The following is a 15,438-nucleotide window of genomic DNA, read 5'->3' as shown; positions in this document are numbered from 1 at the left end:
ATTTTTGGCACGCTGTTGAGTTCTCAAGGAACGGACGCTTCCTTTGTACTCACCCGAGAGACTCTCTCAGGCTTTCCTCCGGGCTTTTCCCTTCGATCTTGCGTTTCCGACTCTATCAGATCTTTTCTCGATCCGATTTCCTCGGCGCTTTCCAGGTTTCCGCTCTCGCGGTTTCCTTTCCGGCGGTTCCGACTCTATCAGACCGTTTCCGATCCGATTCCCTGTCGGCGGGATTTGCCTGGGGCCTTCCGGCTTTCGCCTGTCGGCCTTTCGACATTCACTACGTTAGCCGATTCCCTCGCGAGCTCATAATCGAGTTCCGTCGAGTTCGAATTCGGGCGTGCGGGCACGACGAATTCGACCCTGCTGAGGGGCGTTCTAGGTAGTGGGTTGGCCGCTTCCGGCTGCAGGCGAATGCCGTACCCGGTTCAGCGGCTCGGGCTACGTTACGCGCCCGTCAAGAGCGAGTCAACTTCGACGGCGCCTAGGGACATGGGGGCGGTAGGGGCTCACCGTCGGGTCGTCGTCGACCCAGTAACGCCATGGGTGGACGGCTCCGTCGCCGGAGACTCCCGTCCTGGGGCCGTTGCGTACCTGCTCGGGAGGTACGGGGGTGCCTGCCAGGATGCGGAGGGGGGTGTCTCCGGGGGTGCAGGCGTCCGTGCCGTCGAGGGCGCGGTCCACGTCCAGGGCTGTGGCCAGGCGGGCGGGACCTTTGGCCAATTCCTTGTCGTTGCGGGCCGAGAGTCGGCGGGTGCGGGCCAGCTCGGCGCCCTCGACGATCTCGCCGGCCCGCAGCAGGACGGCGCTCGCGCTGCCGTCCGGGCCGCAGACGAGGTTCATGCAGTGCCACATGCCGTAGGTGAAGTAGACGTACACGTGTCCGGGCGGACCGAACATCACGCTGTTGCGGGCGGTACGGCCACGGAAGGCGTGGGAGCCGGGGTCGTTCGGGCCGTCGTAGGCCTCGACCTCCGTGAGGCGCAGGGTGATCGGACCGTCCGGGGTCGTGCGGACGAGAAGGCGGCCGAGGAGGCCGGGGGCGACCTCCAGGACAGGGCGGTCGAAGAAGGACCGGGGAAGGGGCGTACGGTCGGGGGTCGCGATCATGCCCTCCGAGCGTAGTGCAGGGGGGTGGGTACGGCGGGGTGGTCGGCGGGCCCTCGGCTTGCCAGGGTGTGGGTGACGGAACCGGCCACGGCCGGGTCGCGTTTAGAGGATCAAGGATCCAGTCGTAGAGGTCGTAGAGGGGAAGTCATGGCGTTCAAGAAGCTGCTCGCGAGTCTCGGGGCCGGCGGGGCTTCGGTCGAGACGGTGCTGACCGAGGTCAACGTGGTCCCGGGCGGCGTGGTCCAGGGCGAGGTGCGGATCCAGGGCGGGTCCGTGAACCAGCAGATCGAGGGGCTGTCCGTCGGGCTGCAGGCCAAGGTCGAGGTGGAGAGCGGCGACCAGGAGTACAAGCAGGACATCGAGTTCACCAAGCAGCGGCTGGGCGGGGCCTTCGAGCTGCAGGCGGGTGCGGTGCACGCGGTGCCGTTCGGCCTGGAGATCCCGTGGGAGACGCCGATCACGATGATCGACGGGCAGGCGCTGCGCGGGATGAACATCGGTGTGACCACCGAGCTGGAGATCGCGCGGGCCGTGGACTCCGGCGACCTGGACCCGGTCAACGTGCACCCGCTGCCCGCGCAGAAGGCGATCCTGGACGCCTTCATCCAGCTGGGCTTCCGCTTCAAGAACGCCGACCTGGAGCGCGGCCACATCCGGGGCACCCGGCAGAAGCTGCCGTTCTACCAGGAGATCGAGTTCTTCCCGCCGTCGCAGTACCGGGGCCTGAACCAGGTCGAGCTGAGCTTCGTGGCCGACGCGCAGGCCATGGACGTCGTGCTGGAGATGGACAAGAAGCCCGGGCTGTTCGGTGAGGGCAGCGACACCTTCCGCTCGTTCCAGGTGGGGCTGAACGACTACCAGGGGACCGACTGGGCGGCGTACCTCAACCAGTGGCTGTCCGAGGTCGGCAGCAAGCGCAACTGGTTCTAGGCTCGGAACCACTGACTCCAGAACTGTTCAGGAGGTACCGAGGTGACCGAGCACAAGAGGCGGCCGCTCCCCCACGACTTCCATCCTCCCGTCCCGTCGTTCACGGTGACGAGCGAGGACGTCGAGGAGGGCGCGACCCTCAAGAGTGCGCAGGTCCACGCGGAGGGGAACACCTCGCCGCAGCTGCGGTGGGAGGGGTTCCCGCCCGAGACCAAGAGCTTCGCCGTGACGTGCTACGACCCGGACGCCCCCACGGGCAGCGGGTTCTGGCACTGGGTCCTGTTCGACATCCCGGCCTCGGTGACCGAGCTGCCGGTGGGTGCGGGCAGCGGGAAGTTCGACGGCCTGCCGGAGGGCGCCGTCCACGCGCGCAACGACTACGGGACGAAGGACTTCGGGGGCGCCGCGCCGCCGCCCGGGGACGGTCCGCACCGCTACGTCTTCACCGTGTACGCGGTGGATCAGGACAAGCTCGGTCCGGACGCGAACACCTCGCCCGCCGCCGTGGGCTTCAACCTGCGGTTCCACACGATCGCGCGCGCCCAGCTGATCGGTGAGTACGAGAACCCCGCGCAGAGCTGACGCCGTCGGCTGAGCGAGCTCATCGTTCATTCAACGTTTGTCCGCCCCTGGTCTTGGAAGTGATCAGGGGCGGGCATTTTTGTTGCCGGGGGTCGCGGGGGTCACCCCCCGTGGGAGCAGCAGATATTGCGTTGTCCATCCCGGCGTGCCCGGCCAGAGTTGATCCCAGCCCGCCAGGGGGTGGGCCGGTGCACACGGGAGGTGGGCTGGTATGCGGGACACGCTGGTACTCAACGCGAGCTTCGAGCCGTTGTCGACGGTGACGCTGAACCGAGCCGTCGTTCTGGTGCTTCAGGACAAGGCCGTCGTCGAACAGTCCCACCCCGAACTGCGTATGCGAGGGGCCGCCGTGGACATACCGGCGCCCCGGGTGATCAGGCTCTGCCGGTACGTGAGGGTGCCGTTCCGAAGACAAGCACCGTGGTCGAGGCGGGGTGTGCTGGTCAGGGACCGGCACCGGTGCGCGTACTGCGGGCGGCGGGCGACGACCGTGGACCACGTGGTGCCGCGGGCGCAGGGCGGGCGGGACTCGTGGCTGAACACGGTCGCCTCGTGCGCGGAGGACAACCACCGCAAGGCGGACCGGACTCCGGAGCAGGCGGGAATGCCGTTGCTGCGGCTGCCGTTCGAGCCGACTCCGCAGGACGCGATGCTGTTGGCCCTGGGGCAGGAGGACTTCGCCGCGCTGCCGGAGTGGCTGGCCGTGGACGCGGCTTAGCGGTGCGCCGCGGGGCCGCCCTGTGCGGCCCGTGTACGGACGGAGCCCCGCACCCCTTCGAACGGGGTGCGGGGCTCTCCGCTTTCCGGTTCCGTCAGTCGATCGACGGCTTCTCGCGGCGCTCCGGGATCTTCTTCTCGGTGCCGCCGTTGGAGCCCGAACCGCCGCCCATCGCGCCGAAGTTGCCCATCGCGCCGGAGAGGCCCTTGAGGGCGTCGCCGATCTCGCTGGGGACGATCCAGAGCTTGTTGGCGTCGCCCTCGGCGATCTTCGGGAGCATCTGGAGGTACTGGTAGGAGAGCAGCTTCTGGTCCGGGTCGCCGGCGTGGATCGCCTCGAAGACGGTGCGGACCGCCTGGGCCTCGCCCTCGGCGCGCAGGGCGGCGGCCTTGGCCTCACCCTCGGCGCGCAGGATCTGGGACTGCTTCTCGCCCTCGGCGGTGAGGATCGCGGCCTGGCGCGTACCTTCGGCGGTGAGGATCGCGGCGCGCTTGTCGCGGTCGGCGCGCATCTGCTTCTCCATCGAGTCCTGGATGGAGGTCGGCGGCTCGATCGCCTTGAGCTCGACACGGTTGACGCGGATGCCCCACTTGCCGGTGGCCTCGTCGAGGACGCCGCGCAGAGCCGCGTTGATCTCCTCGCGGGAGGTCAGGGTCCGCTCCAGGTCCATGCCGCCGATGATGTTGCGCAGCGTGGTGACGGTGAGCTGCTCGATCGCCTGGATGTAGCTGGCGACCTCGTAGGTCGCGGCCCGGGCGTCGGTCACCTGGTAGTAGATGACCGTGTCGATGTTGACGACCAGGTTGTCCTGGGTGATCACCGGCTGGGGCGGGAACGGCACGACCTGTTCACGCAGGTCGATGCGGTTGCGGATGGTGTCGATGAACGGGACGACGATGTTGAGTCCGGCGTTCAGCGTGCGCGTGTAGCGGCCGAAGCGCTCCACGATCGCGGCGCTCGCCTGTGGGATGACCTGGATCGTCTTGATCAGGGCGATGAAGACCAACACCACCAGAATGATCAAGACGATGATGACCGGTTCCATCGTGCTCCCCGTCCCCTTCTCCGCCTCGGCGCTTTCGGAAGATCTTAGGCTTGTTGAAGATCTTGCTGGTCGAGTCTGACAGACGGTCGTGCGGCTCGTGGTGTGTTCTGTCCACTTGCGTGGTGCGGGAGTTGTGCAAGGTCAGATGACGATCGCCGTGGCTCCCTCGATGTCCACGACGTCGACCTCCTGACCCACCTCGTAGGCGTGGTCGGTGTCGAGGGCGCGGGCCGACCAGACTTCGCCGGCGAGTTTGATGCGTCCGCCGGAGCCGTCGACCCGTTCCAGTACGACGGCCTGTTTGCCCTTCAGCGCGTCGACACCGGTGACGAGTTGGGGGCGCTGTCTGCTGTGGCGGGCCGCGATGGGCCGTACGACGGCGATGAGGGCGACCGAAACGGCGAGGAAGACGAGCACTTGGGCGACGGTGCCGAGGCCGAGGCCCGCGGCGACGGCGGCCGCGACGGCGCCGACCGCGAGCATGCCGAACTCCGGCATCGCGGTCACCACGAGCGGTATGCCGAGCGCTGCCGCCCCCACGAGCCACCACACCCACGCGTCGATGTCGTCCACGCGTTCATGGTAGGACCGAGGGTCGTGCCGCCGACAGAGCGCGAAGGGGGGCGGTCGGGACGGGGTCAGGACAGCGGCAGGCCGTGGGCGGTCCAGCGGTCGCCGACCTGTTCCACGACGAGGGGGAGGCCGAAGCAGTGGGAGAGGTTGCGGGAGGTGAGTTCGAGTTCGACCGGGCCGGCGGCGAGGACCTTGCCCTGGCGGATCATGAGGACGTGGGTGAAGCCGGGGGCGATCTCCTCGACGTGGTGCGTCACCATGATCATCGACGGGGCGATGGGGTCGCGGGCGAGGCGGCCGAGGCGGCGGACGAGGTCCTCGCGGCCGCCGAGGTCAAGGCCGGCGGCGGGCTCGTCCAGGAGCAGCAGTTCGGGGTCGGTCATGAGGGCGCGGGCGATCAGGGTGCGCTTGCGTTCGCCCTCGGAGAGGGTGCCGAACCTGCGGTCGAGGTACTCGGTCATGCCGAGGCGGTCGAGGAAGGCGCGGGCGCGCTGCTCGTCGACGGCCTCGTACTCCTCCTGCCAGCCGGCCGTCATGCCGTAGGCGGCGGTGAGGACGGTCTGGAGGACCGTCTGGCGCTTGGGGAGCTTCTCGGCCATGGCGATGCCGGCCATGCCGATGCGGGGGCGCAGCTCGAAGACGTCGGTGCCGGGCTTGCCGAGGGTCTCGCCGAGGATGGTGGCGGTGCCCTTGCTGGGGTAGAGGTAGCTGGACGCGAGGTTCAGGAGGGTCGTCTTGCCGGCTCCGTTGGGGCCGAGGATGACCCAGCGTTCGCCCTCCTTGACCGACCAGGAGACCTGGTCCACCAGAGCCCGGCCCTCGCGGACCACGGATACGTCCTGAAGCTCCAGAACATCGCTCATGAGCGCGTTGTCTCCCCTTGCAGTGTGGCCGGACTCGGTCGTCGCGTACGCCTGTGGCTCGGACCGCCGCGCGCGGGTGGGCGCGGCCCTCCGGGAAAATCTACGCCACCGGTCGGGGGAGCCGTTCCATCGGTCCGGTCCTTAGGGTGGGGGGATGCTTTCGGAACCGCGCTCTGGTCGCCTTGCCGCTTGGGGAAACGCACTTCTGTCCGGATTTGTCTCTCCGGACGATGCGGTGCACGCCATAGTCGGTGCCGATGCCGTGCACCGGGTGGCGGGGCTGCCCGGCGAGGCGTCGCCCGTCGGACTCACGCTCGCTCTGGGGCGGCTCCGGGCGCTGGGGGTGAGGGGGTTCCGGGTGGCGCTGCCCGCGTCCGGGCATCCGCTGGGGCTGAGCGGGCCGCCGGAGTTCAACGCGCGGGCGCTGGAGGCGGAGGAGGCGGTGATCTGCCACGGGTCCGCGCTGGGGTTGGTGCCGGAGGTGTCCGAGGCCGGGCCCGAGGGCGATGTGCATGTCGAGGTGGTGTGGCGCTGTCTCGCGGTGCGGGAGGCGCCGCCGGCCGATGTGCCGTCGCTGGGCGAGGCGGAGCGGGAACTGGCGGAGGCGTTGCGGGACGCCACGGCGGTGTTGTCGCGGCTGGACGTGGCGGGGTCCGGGCCGGTGGCGGAGGCGGCGATCGACGCGTACCGGGCTCGGTCGGAGCGTGGGCGGGAGGTGCTCGCGCCGGGGTATCCGCCGCGGGCGGTGCGGGTGCTGGAGCTGGCGCAGCGGGTGGGGTTGCTGGTCTCCCTCGCCCTGGAGCGCGGGCACGGGGGTGCGGTGAGCGCGTCGGAGATGGCGGCGCGCGGGGAGGCGCTGCGGCCGGTGGAGCGGACGGCTCGGCGGGCGCAGGTCGCCGCGTACAACGCGTATGTGGAGGAGTTGGAACGAGGGGTGCGGTGAGGGCCTCGCCGGGGTGGGCGTCGGTCGGGCGGACGGCCGACGCCGGTGGGAGCCCGCGGTACGAGGGCGGGTCACGGACGGGGTCCCGTGTTCTTCCCGACGGGGCCGGGTCGTACGGGGTCCCGTGTTCTTTCTGACGGGGCCAGGTCGTACGGGGTCCCGTGTTCTTTCTGACGGGGCCGGGTCGTACGGGGTCCCGTCTTCTTTCTGACGGGGCCGGGTCACGCACGGGGTCCTGTGTTCTTCCCGACGCGGGGCTCCGTGCGGGCCGTGCGGTCTCGGTCGGTCTCGGCGGTGAGCGGACCGGCCTCCCCCGGAGTGGGGCCGGGGGAGGCCGGTGTCCGCGAAGGGCGTCAGTGGTTGAGGCCCGAGTTGCCGAAGGCCGGGTTCAGCACGCCGATGACATTGACGCTGTTGCCGACGGCGTTGACCGGGACGTGCACCGGGACCTGGACGACGTTGCCCGAGAGGACGCCCGGCGAGCCCTCGGCCACGCCGTGGGCCGCCGCTCCGCCGGTGGCGGAGGCCATGCCGGCGCCCGCGGCGACCAGACCGCCGGCCACCATCGTCACGGCCGCTGCCTTCTTCAGGTTCTTCACTTCTGAGCCCTCCTGGCCCTCCTGGCGAGTGCCGCGGCAGTCGCCGCGGTACGCACTGGAGAACGCGGGCGCCCGGTGAAGGGTGCGCCGTCCGGGGGACATTCCCACGACGGTATGAATCTCGGACCGGAGGGAACCGCTCCGCGAGGGCGCCCCGGAACGCTCCGGATCGTGCGCCGGAGCGCATTTCAGCCGGTCACGCCATGGCGTACGGCCCACAGGGCGGCCTGGGTGCGGTCGGCCAGGTCGAGTTTCATCAGGATGTTCGAGACGTGGGTCTTGACGGTCTTCTCGGAGAGGACCAGGGCGCGGGCGATCTCCCGGTTGGAGCGGCCGTCCGCTATCAGCCCGAGGACCTCGCGCTCCCGCTCGGTGAGCGAGCCTCCCCTGCCCTGCCCGGTGGTGGCCTCCTCCTGGGAGAGCAGCGCGCCCGCGACCTCCTGCTGGAGCAGGATGTGGCCGGCGTGGACGGAGCGGATGGCGCCGGCCAGGGCGTCGGGGTCCACGTCCTTGTAGACGTATCCGGCGGCGCCCGCGCGCAGGGCCGGGACCACGGTGCGCTGTTCGGTGAAGCTGGTGACGATCAGCACGCGCGCGGGGTTGTCGAGTTCGCGGAGCCTGCGGAGGGCCTCCACGCCGTCCATGCCGGGCATCTTGACGTCCATCAGGACGACGTCGGGTTTCAGCTCCTCGGTGCGGGCGACGCCCTCGGCGCCGTCGACCGCCTCGCCGACGACCTCGATGTCGTCCTGGACCTCCAGGAAGGTGCGCAGGCCCCGGCGGACGACTTGGTGGTCGTCGACGAGCAGCACCTTGATTGGGTCAGCCACCGGGGGCCTCCATCTCGATCGTGGTGCCCTTGCCGGGCGCCGATTCCACCACCAGGCTGCCGCCGACGCCGCTCGCCCGGTCCCGCATGGAGACCAGGCCGAGGTGGCGGCCGGCCCTGCGGACCGTCGTGGGGTCGAAGCCGCCGCCGTCGTCCGTGACGCGCAGGACCGCGGCCGGGCCGCGCCGGTGGAGGCTGACCTCGACGTGCTCGGCGCCGGAGTGGCGCAGCGCGTTGTGCAGGGCTTCCTGGGCGACGCGCAGCAGGGCTTCCTCCTGGGCGGCGGGCAGGGCGCGGACGCCGCGGCTGGTGAAGGTCACGCGCGCGGAGTGGGCGCGGTCGAGGACCTGTATCTGGGTGCGGAGGGTGGCGACCAGGCCGTCCTCGTCGAGGGCGGCGGGGCGCAGCTCCACGACGGCGGCGCGCAGTTCGTCGGCGGCCTCGGCGGCGAGCGCGGCGACCTGCTGGAGTTCGCCCTTGGCGCGGGAGGGGTCGCGGTCGACGAGGGCGGCGGCGGCCTGGGCGGTCAGGCGCAGGGAGAACAGCTTCTGGCTGACCGCGTCGTGCAGTTCGTGGGCCAGTCGCGAGCGTTCCTCGGCGATCGTCAGTTCGCGGCTGCGCTCGTACAGGCGGGCGTTGGTGAGGGCGATCGCGGCGTGCTGGGCGAGGATGGAGAGCAGTTCCTCGTCGTCCTCGGTGAAGCCGCAGCCGCCGGCCGGCTTGGCGCAGTTCTTGTTGGCGAGGTACAGCGCGCCGACGACCTCGTCGCCGTCGCGGATGGGCAGGCCGAGGAAGTTGGACATGTCCGGGTGGGCGGACGGCCAGCCCTCGAAGCGCGGGTCCTGGCGCACGTCGGCGAGGCGCTCGGGCCGGGCCTCGTGGAGCATCGCGGCGAGGATGCCGTGCTGGCGGGGCAGGGGGCCGATGGCCTTCCACTGCTCCTCGCCGATGCCGTCGACGACGAACTGGGCGAAGCCGCCGTGGTCGTCCGGGACGCCGAGCGCGGCGTACTGCGCGTCGAGCAGCTCGCGGGCCGAGGCGACGATCGTCTTGAGGACGTCGCGCACCTCGAGGTGCCTGCTCATGGCCAGCAGCGCGGAGCTCACCGCGGCGAGGCCGGACCGGGGGCCTTGACTCATGCCCTCACGGTACCGGCGGGGTGTGACGGGGGGATCGGACCGGTGGCGGCGTCGGGGTGGGGCCCGGGGCCTAGGTCCGCGGTCCCGGGCGCCGGGCCTAGGTCCGAGGTCCCGGGCGCCGGGCGTAGGGCGCGCGGCGGGGGTGCGGGGACGTACGCCGAAGGGCCCCGGTGTCCCCCGCCCCGCGTCCGAGGCGGGGCGGGCGGGGCGGTTCCTACGGTGAGGGCACCGCCGAGCGGAGGCGGGTCGTCGGACGAAGGGACGGTTGTCATGCCGGTGGCGATCATCACGGGAGCGTCGAAGGGCCTGGGGAGGGCGTTGGCCGAGGCGCTGGCCGGGCGGGGCTGGGATCTGGTGCTGGACGCCAGGACGGCGGAGGTGCTGAAGGAGACGGCGGCGGTCGCGGCGGAGCACGGGACGCGCGTCGAGGCGGTGGCCGGGGACGTCACCGATCCCGCGCACCGGTCGGAGCTGGTGGCGGCCGCCCGCCGGCTCGGCGGCTGCGACCTGCTGGTGAGCAACGCGAGCGCGCTGGGCGCCGAGCCGCTGGTCAGGCTGGCGGAGCTGCCCGCGGACGGGCTGCGGCGGGCGCTGGAGGTGAACGTCGTGGCCGCGCTGGGGCTGGTCCAGGAGGCGCTGCCGCTGCTGCGGTCGGCGCGGGCGGGTGCGGTGGTCACGGTCAGTTCGGACGCGGGCGCCGAAGCGTACGGGACGTGGGGCGGCTACGGGGCCTCGAAGGCGGCGCTCGACCAGTTGGCGGCGGTGCTCGGCGTGGAGGAGCCGGGGCTGCGGGTGTGGGCGGTGGACCCCGGGGACATGGCCACGGACCTGTACGCGGCGGCCGTACCGGACGACGACGCTCCACGGCCGGATCCGCGCGCTGTGGCGCCGGCGTTCCTGCGGTTGCTGGACGAGCGGCCGGCCAGCGGGCGGTACGGGGCTCCGGCGCTGCTGGGGGGAGGGCGATGACGTCGGCCACCGGGGTCCCCCTGCACGAGCGCGGTCGAAGCCGGGGCAGTGTGCCCGAGGAGCTGTCGGCGCGGGTACCGGCCGAGCAGCGCGGCCCCGGCCGGGGCCGGGATTCCGTACGGCTGCTGGTGTCGCGGGGGACGGAGGTGGCGCACCACGCGTTCCGTGAGCTGCCCGGGCTGCTGCGGGCCGGGGACCTGCTGGTGGTGAACACCTCGCCCACGCTGGCGGCCGCGGTGGACGGGTGGATCGGGCACGCGCGCGTGGTGGTGCACTTCTCCACGCGCGGGGACGACGGGCGGTGGGCGGTCGAGCTGCGGGATCCGGACGGGAGGGGCACCACGCGCGCGCGGGTGGGGAGAGCGGCGGGCGCGGTCCGGGGGACGGAGGTGCGGCTGCCGGGAGGCGTGCGGCTCGTGTGCGAGGAGGCGCTGGGCGGGGGCGGCGGGCGGCTGTGGTGGGCGCGGGTGTCCGGCGGGCCGGTGCCGGTGCTGCTGCGGGGGCACGGGCGGCCCATCCGGTACTCCTACACGGAGCGGGACCAGCCGCTGTCGGTGTACCAGACGGTCTTCGCGCTGCCGTCGGACGACGGGTCGGGCAGTGCGGAGATGCCGAGTGCGGCGCGGCCGTTCACCGCCCGGCTGGTGACGGAGCTGGTCAGCCGCGGGGTGCGGTTCGCGCCGGTCACCCTGCACACGGGGGTGGCCTCGGCGGAGGCGCACGAGCCGCCGTACCCGGAGTGGTTCGCGGTGCCTGAGGCGTCGGCCCGGCTGATCAACGCCGTGCGGGCCGAGCGGGACGGGCGCGGGGCGCTCGCCCGGCAGGGCGGCGGGAGGCGGACGGTGGGGCGGGTGATCGCGGTGGGGACGACGGCCGTGCGGGCCGTGGAGTCGGCGTCCGGGGCGGACGGGGTGGTGCGCGCGCGGGAGGGGTGGACGGACCTCGTCGTCACGCCCGGGCGCGGGGTGCGGGTGGTGGACGGGCTGCTGACCGGGCTGCACGAGCCGGAGGCCTCGCACCTGCTGATGCTGGAGGCGGTGGCGGGCCGGGCCGCGGTCGACCGGGGCTACGAGGAGGCGCTGCGCGGGCGGTACCTGTGGCACGAGTTCGGGGATCTGCACCTCCTGCTGCCGGGGGACGGGGATCGCGGTCCCGCCTGAGCGGGGCGGTCCGATCCGGTCCGGACGAGGCCTTCCGGTCGCGGCCGGACGGGGCGGTGGCGAGCCCGCCGCGAAACCACTCACGCTCGGCATTGCTCCAGCAACTGACAGTGAGAAGGCTGAGAGGCGGATGTGAGCCCGCGCATAGGGTGCACATCACGTACGAAGGGCGTTAGGAGTCAAAAGGGTCCGGGTTGAACGGGGCAGACGTTGTGGTCTGTCCCGTTTTGCCGTTCCCTGATCCACTACCTGGCTTCGTACGTCACATGATTGCCTCCGAATTTTGCGGCCGCTAACAATGGCTGCCGTCGCTCAGCGCCGCGGGCTCTCCCCGCGGCGTTCGTGCCGAAAGCACCCGTGTCCGCCGTGGACAGACAGAGCGACCTCCGCGCTATCGAAGAGGTCATTCCGCCATGCCCAAGAACACTCGCAGGATCGCGATCGCCGGTGTCACCACGCTCGGTGCCGCCGCCATCGCCCTCTCCGTGGTGCCGGCCGACACGCACACGACCACGACGGACGCCGCCTCCCCGTCCCGCGTCGCCTACAGCTCCGAGCCGGTGAAGGACGTCAAGGCCGGCGTGACCGGCCAGCAGGCCGGCGTGACCGTGAAGCTGGACGCCATCGAGGCGAAGCAGAAGGCGGCCGCCGACGCCGCGGCCGCGCAGAAGAAGGCCGCCGCCGCTGCCGCCGCGGCGAAGAAGAAGGCCGCAGCCGACGCGGCCGCCCAGAAGAAGGCAGTGGCCCGTGCGGTCGCGAAGGCCGCCGCCGAGCGCAAGGTGCAGCAGGCCACGAGCCGGGCCTCCCTGCGCGCCGCCGTCCAGCCGGCCTCCGTCAAGAGCTACTCGAACAACCTCGACGGCTGGATCCGCGAGTCGCTCGCCATCATGAAGAAGCACGGCATCCCGGGCTCCTACTCGGGCATCCACCGCAACATCATGCGTGAGTCCTCCGGCAACCCGTACGCCATCAACAACTGGGACATCAACGCCATCAACGGCGTCCCGTCGAAGGGCCTGCTCCAGGTCATCCCGCCGACCTTCTCGGCCTACCACGTCCCGGGCACGTCCTGGAACATCTACGACCCGGTCGCCAACATCACCGCCGCCTGCAACTACGCGGCCCACCGCTACGGCTCCATGGACAACGTCAACAGCGCGTACTGAGCCTGTCGGCCGACGCCGAAGGTCCGCAGACGCCGAAGGGCGGCACCCCCGGTCGGGGTGCCGCCCTTCGGCGTCTGCCGTGTGCGGACTACTTCCGCATGACCTCGGGCTCGTGGCGGCGCAGGAAGCGGGCCACGAAGAAGCCGCAGATCACGCCGAGGGCGATCAGCGCGACCATGTCCATGGCCCAGGCGCCGACGGTGTGCTCCCACAGCGGGTCGTTGCCGACGCCCTCCTCGGGCGGGCTGATCTTGTTGAAGTCCAGCGTGGCGCCCGCGGCGGCGACCGCCCAGCGCGAGGGCATCAGGTACGAGAACTGGTTGACGCCGATCGAGCCGTTCAGGGCGAACAGGCAGCCGGTGAAGACGACCTGGATGATCGCGAACATGACCAGCAGGGGCATGGTCTTCTCGGCGGTCTTCACCAGCGCGGAGATGATCAGGCCGAACATCATCGAGGTGAAGCCGAGCGCCATGATCGGCAGCGACATCTCGAGGAGCGTGAGCTTGCCGAGGACCAGGCCCTCCTCCGGGATCTCCCGGCTGGAGAGGCCGATGACGCCGACCAGCAGGCCCTGGAGCACGGTGATCATGCCCAGCACGAACACCTTGGACATCAGGTACGCGGAGCGCGACAGGCCGGTCGCGCGCTCCCGCTCGTAGATGACCCGTTCCTTGATCAGCTCACGGACGGAGTTCGCGGCACCGGCGAAGCAGGCGCCGACGGCCAGGATCAGCAGGACCGTGGTGGCCGTGCCGTTCGGGATGATCCGGCCGGTCTTCGGGTTGGCCGGGTTCGGCAGCAGCCCGCGGTCCGGGTCGATGAGCAGGCTCACCGCGCCGAGGACGGCCGGCAGGATCACCATGAGGGCGAGGAAGCCCTTGTCGGAGACGATCACCGAGACGTAGCGGCGCACCAGTGTGACGAACTGGGACATCCAGCCCTGCGGCTTCGGTGGCCGCAGCGCCTGCATCGGCGGCATCTGTACGGACTGCGGCGCGGTGGCGTCGATGTCCGCGGCGTACATCTGGTAGTGCTGCGAGCCCTTCCAGCGGCCCGCCCAGTCGTAGTCGCGGTAGTTCTCGAAGGCGGAGAAGACATCGGCCCAGGTGTCGTAGCCGAAGAAGTTCAGCGCCTCCTCCGGCGGGCCGAAGTAGGCGACCGAGCCACCCGGCGCCATCACCAGCAGCTTGTCGCAGATCGCCAGTTCGGCCACCGAGTGCGTGACGACGAGGACCGTGCGCCCGTCGTCGGCGAGGCCGCGCAGCAGCTGCATGACGTCGCGGTCCATGCCCGGGTCGAGGCCGGAGGTCGGCTCGTCCAGGAAGATCAGCGACGGCTTGGTGAGCAGCTCCAGGGCCACCGAGACACGCTTGCGCTGGCCGCCGGAGAGGGAGGTGACCTTCTTCTCCTTGTGGATGTCCAGCTTCAGTTCGCGCAGCACCTCGTCGATGCGGGCCTCGCGCTCGGACGCCGTGGTGTCGGCGGGGAAGCGGAGCTTGGCCGCGTACTTGAGGGCCTTCTTGACGGTCAGCTCCTTGTGCAGGATGTCGTCCTGCGGGACCAGACCGATGCGCTGGCGCAGCTCGGCGAACTGCTTGTACAGGTTCCGGTTGTCGTAGAGGACGTCGCCCTGGTTGGCGGGCCGGTAGCCGGTGAGCGCCTTGAGCAGGGTGGACTTGCCGGAACCGGACGGGCCGATGACCGCGATCAGCGACTTCTCCGGCACTCCGAAGGAGACGTCCTTCAGGATCTGCTTGCCGCCGTCGACCGTGACGGTCAGGTGGCGGGCGGAGAAGGACACCTCACCGGTGTCGACGAACTCCTCGAGGCGGTCGCCGACGATCCGGAACGTCGAGTGGCCGACGCCGACGATGTCGGCCGGGCCGAGCAGCTGCGAGCCGCCCTTGGCGATCGGCTGGCCGTTGACGTACGTGCCGTTGTGCGAGCCGAGGTCGCGGATCTCCATACGGCCGTCGGGCGTGGAGTGGAACTCGGCGTGGTTGCGGGAGACCTGGAGGTCGGAGACGACCAGGTCGTTCTCCAGGGCACGGCCGATGCGCATGACACGGCCGAGGGAGAACTGGTGGAAGGTGGTCGGGCTGCGGTCGCCGTAGACCGGCGGCGCCCCCGCGCCGACGCCGGGGCCCTGCTGCTGCGGGATGGGCGCGGCGGCCTGCTGCGGCGGCTGCCAGCCGGCCTGCGGTGCCGGCGGCTGCCAGCCGGCCTGCGGTGCCGGCTGCTGCGGCGCTTGCTGGTGCGGCGCTTGCTGGTGCGGTGCCGGCTGCTGCGGTGCCTGCTGCTGCGGTGTCGGCTGGCCCCAGCCGGGGTTCGCGCCCTGCGCCGCGTACGGCTGCTGCTGCGGCTGGGCCTGCGGCGCGGCGACGCCCGCCGCCGCGCCGGAGAGGTTCAGGCGGGGGCCGTCGGTCGCGTTGCCGAGGTGCACCGCCGAACCGGCGCCGAGCTCCACCTGCTGGACCCTTTGGCCCTGCACGAACGTGCCGTTGGTGCTGCCGTGGTCCTCCAGGACCCAACCACGGCCGTTGAAGCTGACCGTGGCGTGACGCCAGGAGACCCTGGCGTCGTCGAGGACGATGTCCCCCTGCGGATCGCGTCCCAGGGTGTAGGCCCTGGACGGATCCAGTCTCCAGGTACGTCCGTTCAATTCCAGTACGAGTTCCGGCACTCCATGCCCCACTGAGTAGTCCCCCGATTTACCCCCGTCACAGGGAGTCTAGGGATGTCGAACATCGTCGGGAACTATTTCAGGCACGGCCCCCTGACCGAAAGCCGGGCCTTGTGAAGACCGCGT

Annotated in this window: 15 protein-coding genes; 7 read left to right on the top strand and 8 right to left on the bottom strand. The window is 71.1% G+C overall.

Annotated features, from left to right (window positions below; all coding sequences use genetic code 11):
• Positions 1 to 468: 468 nt before the first annotated feature.
• On the bottom strand, positions 469 to 1,110 hold the full coding sequence (locus ACFYWQ_RS40370; protein ID WP_389524781.1) for a DNA-3-methyladenine glycosylase: 642 nt from the start codon (positions 1,108 to 1,110) through the stop codon (positions 469 to 471).
• A gap of 147 nt (positions 1,111 to 1,257) precedes the next feature.
• Between ACFYWQ_RS40370 and ACFYWQ_RS40365 the strand changes: the two genes are divergently transcribed.
• The 3 genes from ACFYWQ_RS40365 (at position 1,258) to ACFYWQ_RS40355 (ending at position 3,340) form a co-directional block, all read left to right on the top strand.
• Positions 1,258 to 2,040, top strand: coding sequence for a sporulation protein (locus ACFYWQ_RS40365; RefSeq protein ID WP_389524778.1), 783 nt, complete (start codon positions 1,258 to 1,260; stop codon positions 2,038 to 2,040).
• Positions 2,041 to 2,082: 42 nt separating this feature from the next.
• Positions 2,083 to 2,622 (top strand): YbhB/YbcL family Raf kinase inhibitor-like protein, encoded by a 540-nt coding sequence (locus ACFYWQ_RS40360; RefSeq protein WP_389524775.1) that lies wholly within the window; start codon positions 2,083 to 2,085, stop codon positions 2,620 to 2,622.
• A 211-nt stretch (positions 2,623 to 2,833) separates the two neighbouring features.
• Positions 2,834 to 3,340, top strand: coding sequence for an HNH endonuclease (locus ACFYWQ_RS40355; RefSeq protein ID WP_389524772.1), 507 nt, complete (start codon positions 2,834 to 2,836; stop codon positions 3,338 to 3,340).
• Positions 3,341 to 3,434: 94 nt separating this feature from the next.
• Here the strand turns inward: ACFYWQ_RS40355 and ACFYWQ_RS40350 are convergent, their stop codons facing one another.
• The 3 genes from ACFYWQ_RS40350 to ACFYWQ_RS40340 all read right to left on the bottom strand — a co-directional run bounded on the left by ACFYWQ_RS40350 (position 3,435) and on the right by ACFYWQ_RS40340 (position 5,821).
• Positions 3,435 to 4,385, bottom strand: coding sequence for an SPFH domain-containing protein (locus ACFYWQ_RS40350; RefSeq protein ID WP_389524769.1), 951 nt, complete (start codon positions 4,383 to 4,385; stop codon positions 3,435 to 3,437).
• Positions 4,386 to 4,526: 141 nt separating this feature from the next.
• A complete protein-coding gene (locus ACFYWQ_RS40345; protein ID WP_389524767.1) occupies positions 4,527 to 4,958 on the bottom strand; it encodes an NfeD family protein in 432 nt (143 codons plus the stop codon).
• A 65-nt stretch (positions 4,959 to 5,023) separates the two neighbouring features.
• Complete coding sequence (locus tag ACFYWQ_RS40340; protein WP_389524764.1) at positions 5,024 to 5,821, bottom strand: ABC transporter ATP-binding protein; 798 nt, start codon at positions 5,819 to 5,821, stop codon at positions 5,024 to 5,026.
• Positions 5,822 to 5,975: 154 nt separating this feature from the next.
• Between ACFYWQ_RS40340 and ACFYWQ_RS40335 the strand changes: the two genes are divergently transcribed.
• Complete coding sequence (locus ACFYWQ_RS40335; RefSeq protein ID WP_389524761.1) at positions 5,976 to 6,764, top strand: hypothetical protein; 789 nt, start codon at positions 5,976 to 5,978, stop codon at positions 6,762 to 6,764.
• Positions 6,765 to 7,117: 353 nt separating this feature from the next.
• Here the strand turns inward: ACFYWQ_RS40335 and chpE are convergent, their stop codons facing one another.
• The 3 genes from chpE to ACFYWQ_RS40320 form a co-directional block, all read right to left on the bottom strand.
• Positions 7,118 to 7,363: a chaplin ChpE gene (gene chpE, locus ACFYWQ_RS40330; protein ID WP_389524758.1), complete on the bottom strand. Its 246-nt coding sequence runs from the start codon at positions 7,361 to 7,363 to the stop codon at positions 7,118 to 7,120.
• A 188-nt stretch (positions 7,364 to 7,551) separates the two neighbouring features.
• Positions 7,552 to 8,193, bottom strand: a complete 642-nt coding sequence (locus tag ACFYWQ_RS40325; RefSeq protein WP_389524755.1) for a response regulator — start codon at positions 8,191 to 8,193, stop codon at positions 7,552 to 7,554.
• Positions 8,186 to 9,331, bottom strand: a complete 1,146-nt coding sequence (locus ACFYWQ_RS40320) for a GAF domain-containing sensor histidine kinase (RefSeq protein WP_389524752.1) — start codon at positions 9,329 to 9,331, stop codon at positions 8,186 to 8,188. The genes ACFYWQ_RS40325 and ACFYWQ_RS40320 overlap by 8 nt, the downstream gene beginning before the upstream one ends.
• 270 nt (positions 9,332 to 9,601) lie before the next feature.
• On the opposite strand from ACFYWQ_RS40320, the gene ACFYWQ_RS40315 reads away from it, so the two are divergent.
• The 3 genes from ACFYWQ_RS40315 (at position 9,602) to ACFYWQ_RS40305 (ending at position 12,626) form a co-directional block, all read left to right on the top strand.
• Entirely contained in the window at positions 9,602 to 10,300 is a 699-nt protein-coding gene (locus ACFYWQ_RS40315) for an SDR family NAD(P)-dependent oxidoreductase (protein WP_389524749.1), read from the top strand.
• The gene (locus tag ACFYWQ_RS40310; RefSeq protein WP_389524747.1) at positions 10,297 to 11,460 is read left to right on the top strand and encodes an S-adenosylmethionine:tRNA ribosyltransferase-isomerase; all 1,164 of its coding nucleotides are present in this window, start codon (positions 10,297 to 10,299) and stop codon (positions 11,458 to 11,460) included. Before ACFYWQ_RS40315 ends, ACFYWQ_RS40310 begins: the two co-directional genes overlap by 4 nt.
• A gap of 413 nt (positions 11,461 to 11,873) precedes the next feature.
• Entirely contained in the window at positions 11,874 to 12,626 is a 753-nt protein-coding gene (locus ACFYWQ_RS40305; RefSeq protein ID WP_389524744.1) for a transglycosylase SLT domain-containing protein, read from the top strand.
• An 88-nt stretch (positions 12,627 to 12,714) separates the two neighbouring features.
• On the opposite strand, the gene ACFYWQ_RS40300 is transcribed toward ACFYWQ_RS40305, so the two are convergent.
• Positions 12,715 to 15,312, bottom strand: coding sequence for an FHA domain-containing protein (locus ACFYWQ_RS40300; RefSeq protein ID WP_389524741.1), 2,598 nt, complete (start codon positions 15,310 to 15,312; stop codon positions 12,715 to 12,717).
• Between the last annotated feature and the right edge of the window lie 126 nt (positions 15,313 to 15,438).

This window comes from Streptomyces sp. NPDC003247 (assembly GCF_042888135.1).
In the GTDB taxonomy this organism is placed as follows: Bacteria; Actinomycetota; Actinomycetes; order Streptomycetales; family Streptomycetaceae; genus Streptomyces.
Note: the sequence above shows the minus strand (reverse complement) of the source record. Positions and strands in the feature narration are given on the sequence as shown.

Coding starts and splice junctions, on each gene's coding strand:
- ACFYWQ_RS40370 (WP_389524781.1), bottom strand. CDS start 1,110: ATGATCGCGACCCCCGACCGTACGCCCCTTCCCCGGTCCTTCTTCGAC.
- ACFYWQ_RS40365 (WP_389524778.1), top strand. CDS start 1,258: ATGGCGTTCAAGAAGCTGCTCGCGAGTCTCGGGGCCGGCGGGGCTTCG.
- ACFYWQ_RS40355 (WP_389524772.1), top strand. CDS start 2,834: ATGCGGGACACGCTGGTACTCAACGCGAGCTTCGAGCCGTTGTCGACG.
- ACFYWQ_RS40350 (WP_389524769.1), bottom strand. CDS start 4,385: ATGGAACCGGTCATCATCGTCTTGATCATTCTGGTGGTGTTGGTCTTC.
- ACFYWQ_RS40340 (WP_389524764.1), bottom strand. CDS start 5,821: ATGAGCGATGTTCTGGAGCTTCAGGACGTATCCGTGGTCCGCGAGGGC.
- ACFYWQ_RS40335 (WP_389524761.1), top strand. CDS start 5,976: ATGCTTTCGGAACCGCGCTCTGGTCGCCTTGCCGCTTGGGGAAACGCA.
- ACFYWQ_RS40320 (WP_389524752.1), bottom strand. CDS start 9,331: ATGAGTCAAGGCCCCCGGTCCGGCCTCGCCGCGGTGAGCTCCGCGCTG.
- ACFYWQ_RS40315 (WP_389524749.1), top strand. CDS start 9,602: ATGCCGGTGGCGATCATCACGGGAGCGTCGAAGGGCCTGGGGAGGGCG.
- ACFYWQ_RS40310 (WP_389524747.1), top strand. CDS start 10,297: ATGACGTCGGCCACCGGGGTCCCCCTGCACGAGCGCGGTCGAAGCCGG.
- ACFYWQ_RS40305 (WP_389524744.1), top strand. CDS start 11,874: ATGCCCAAGAACACTCGCAGGATCGCGATCGCCGGTGTCACCACGCTC.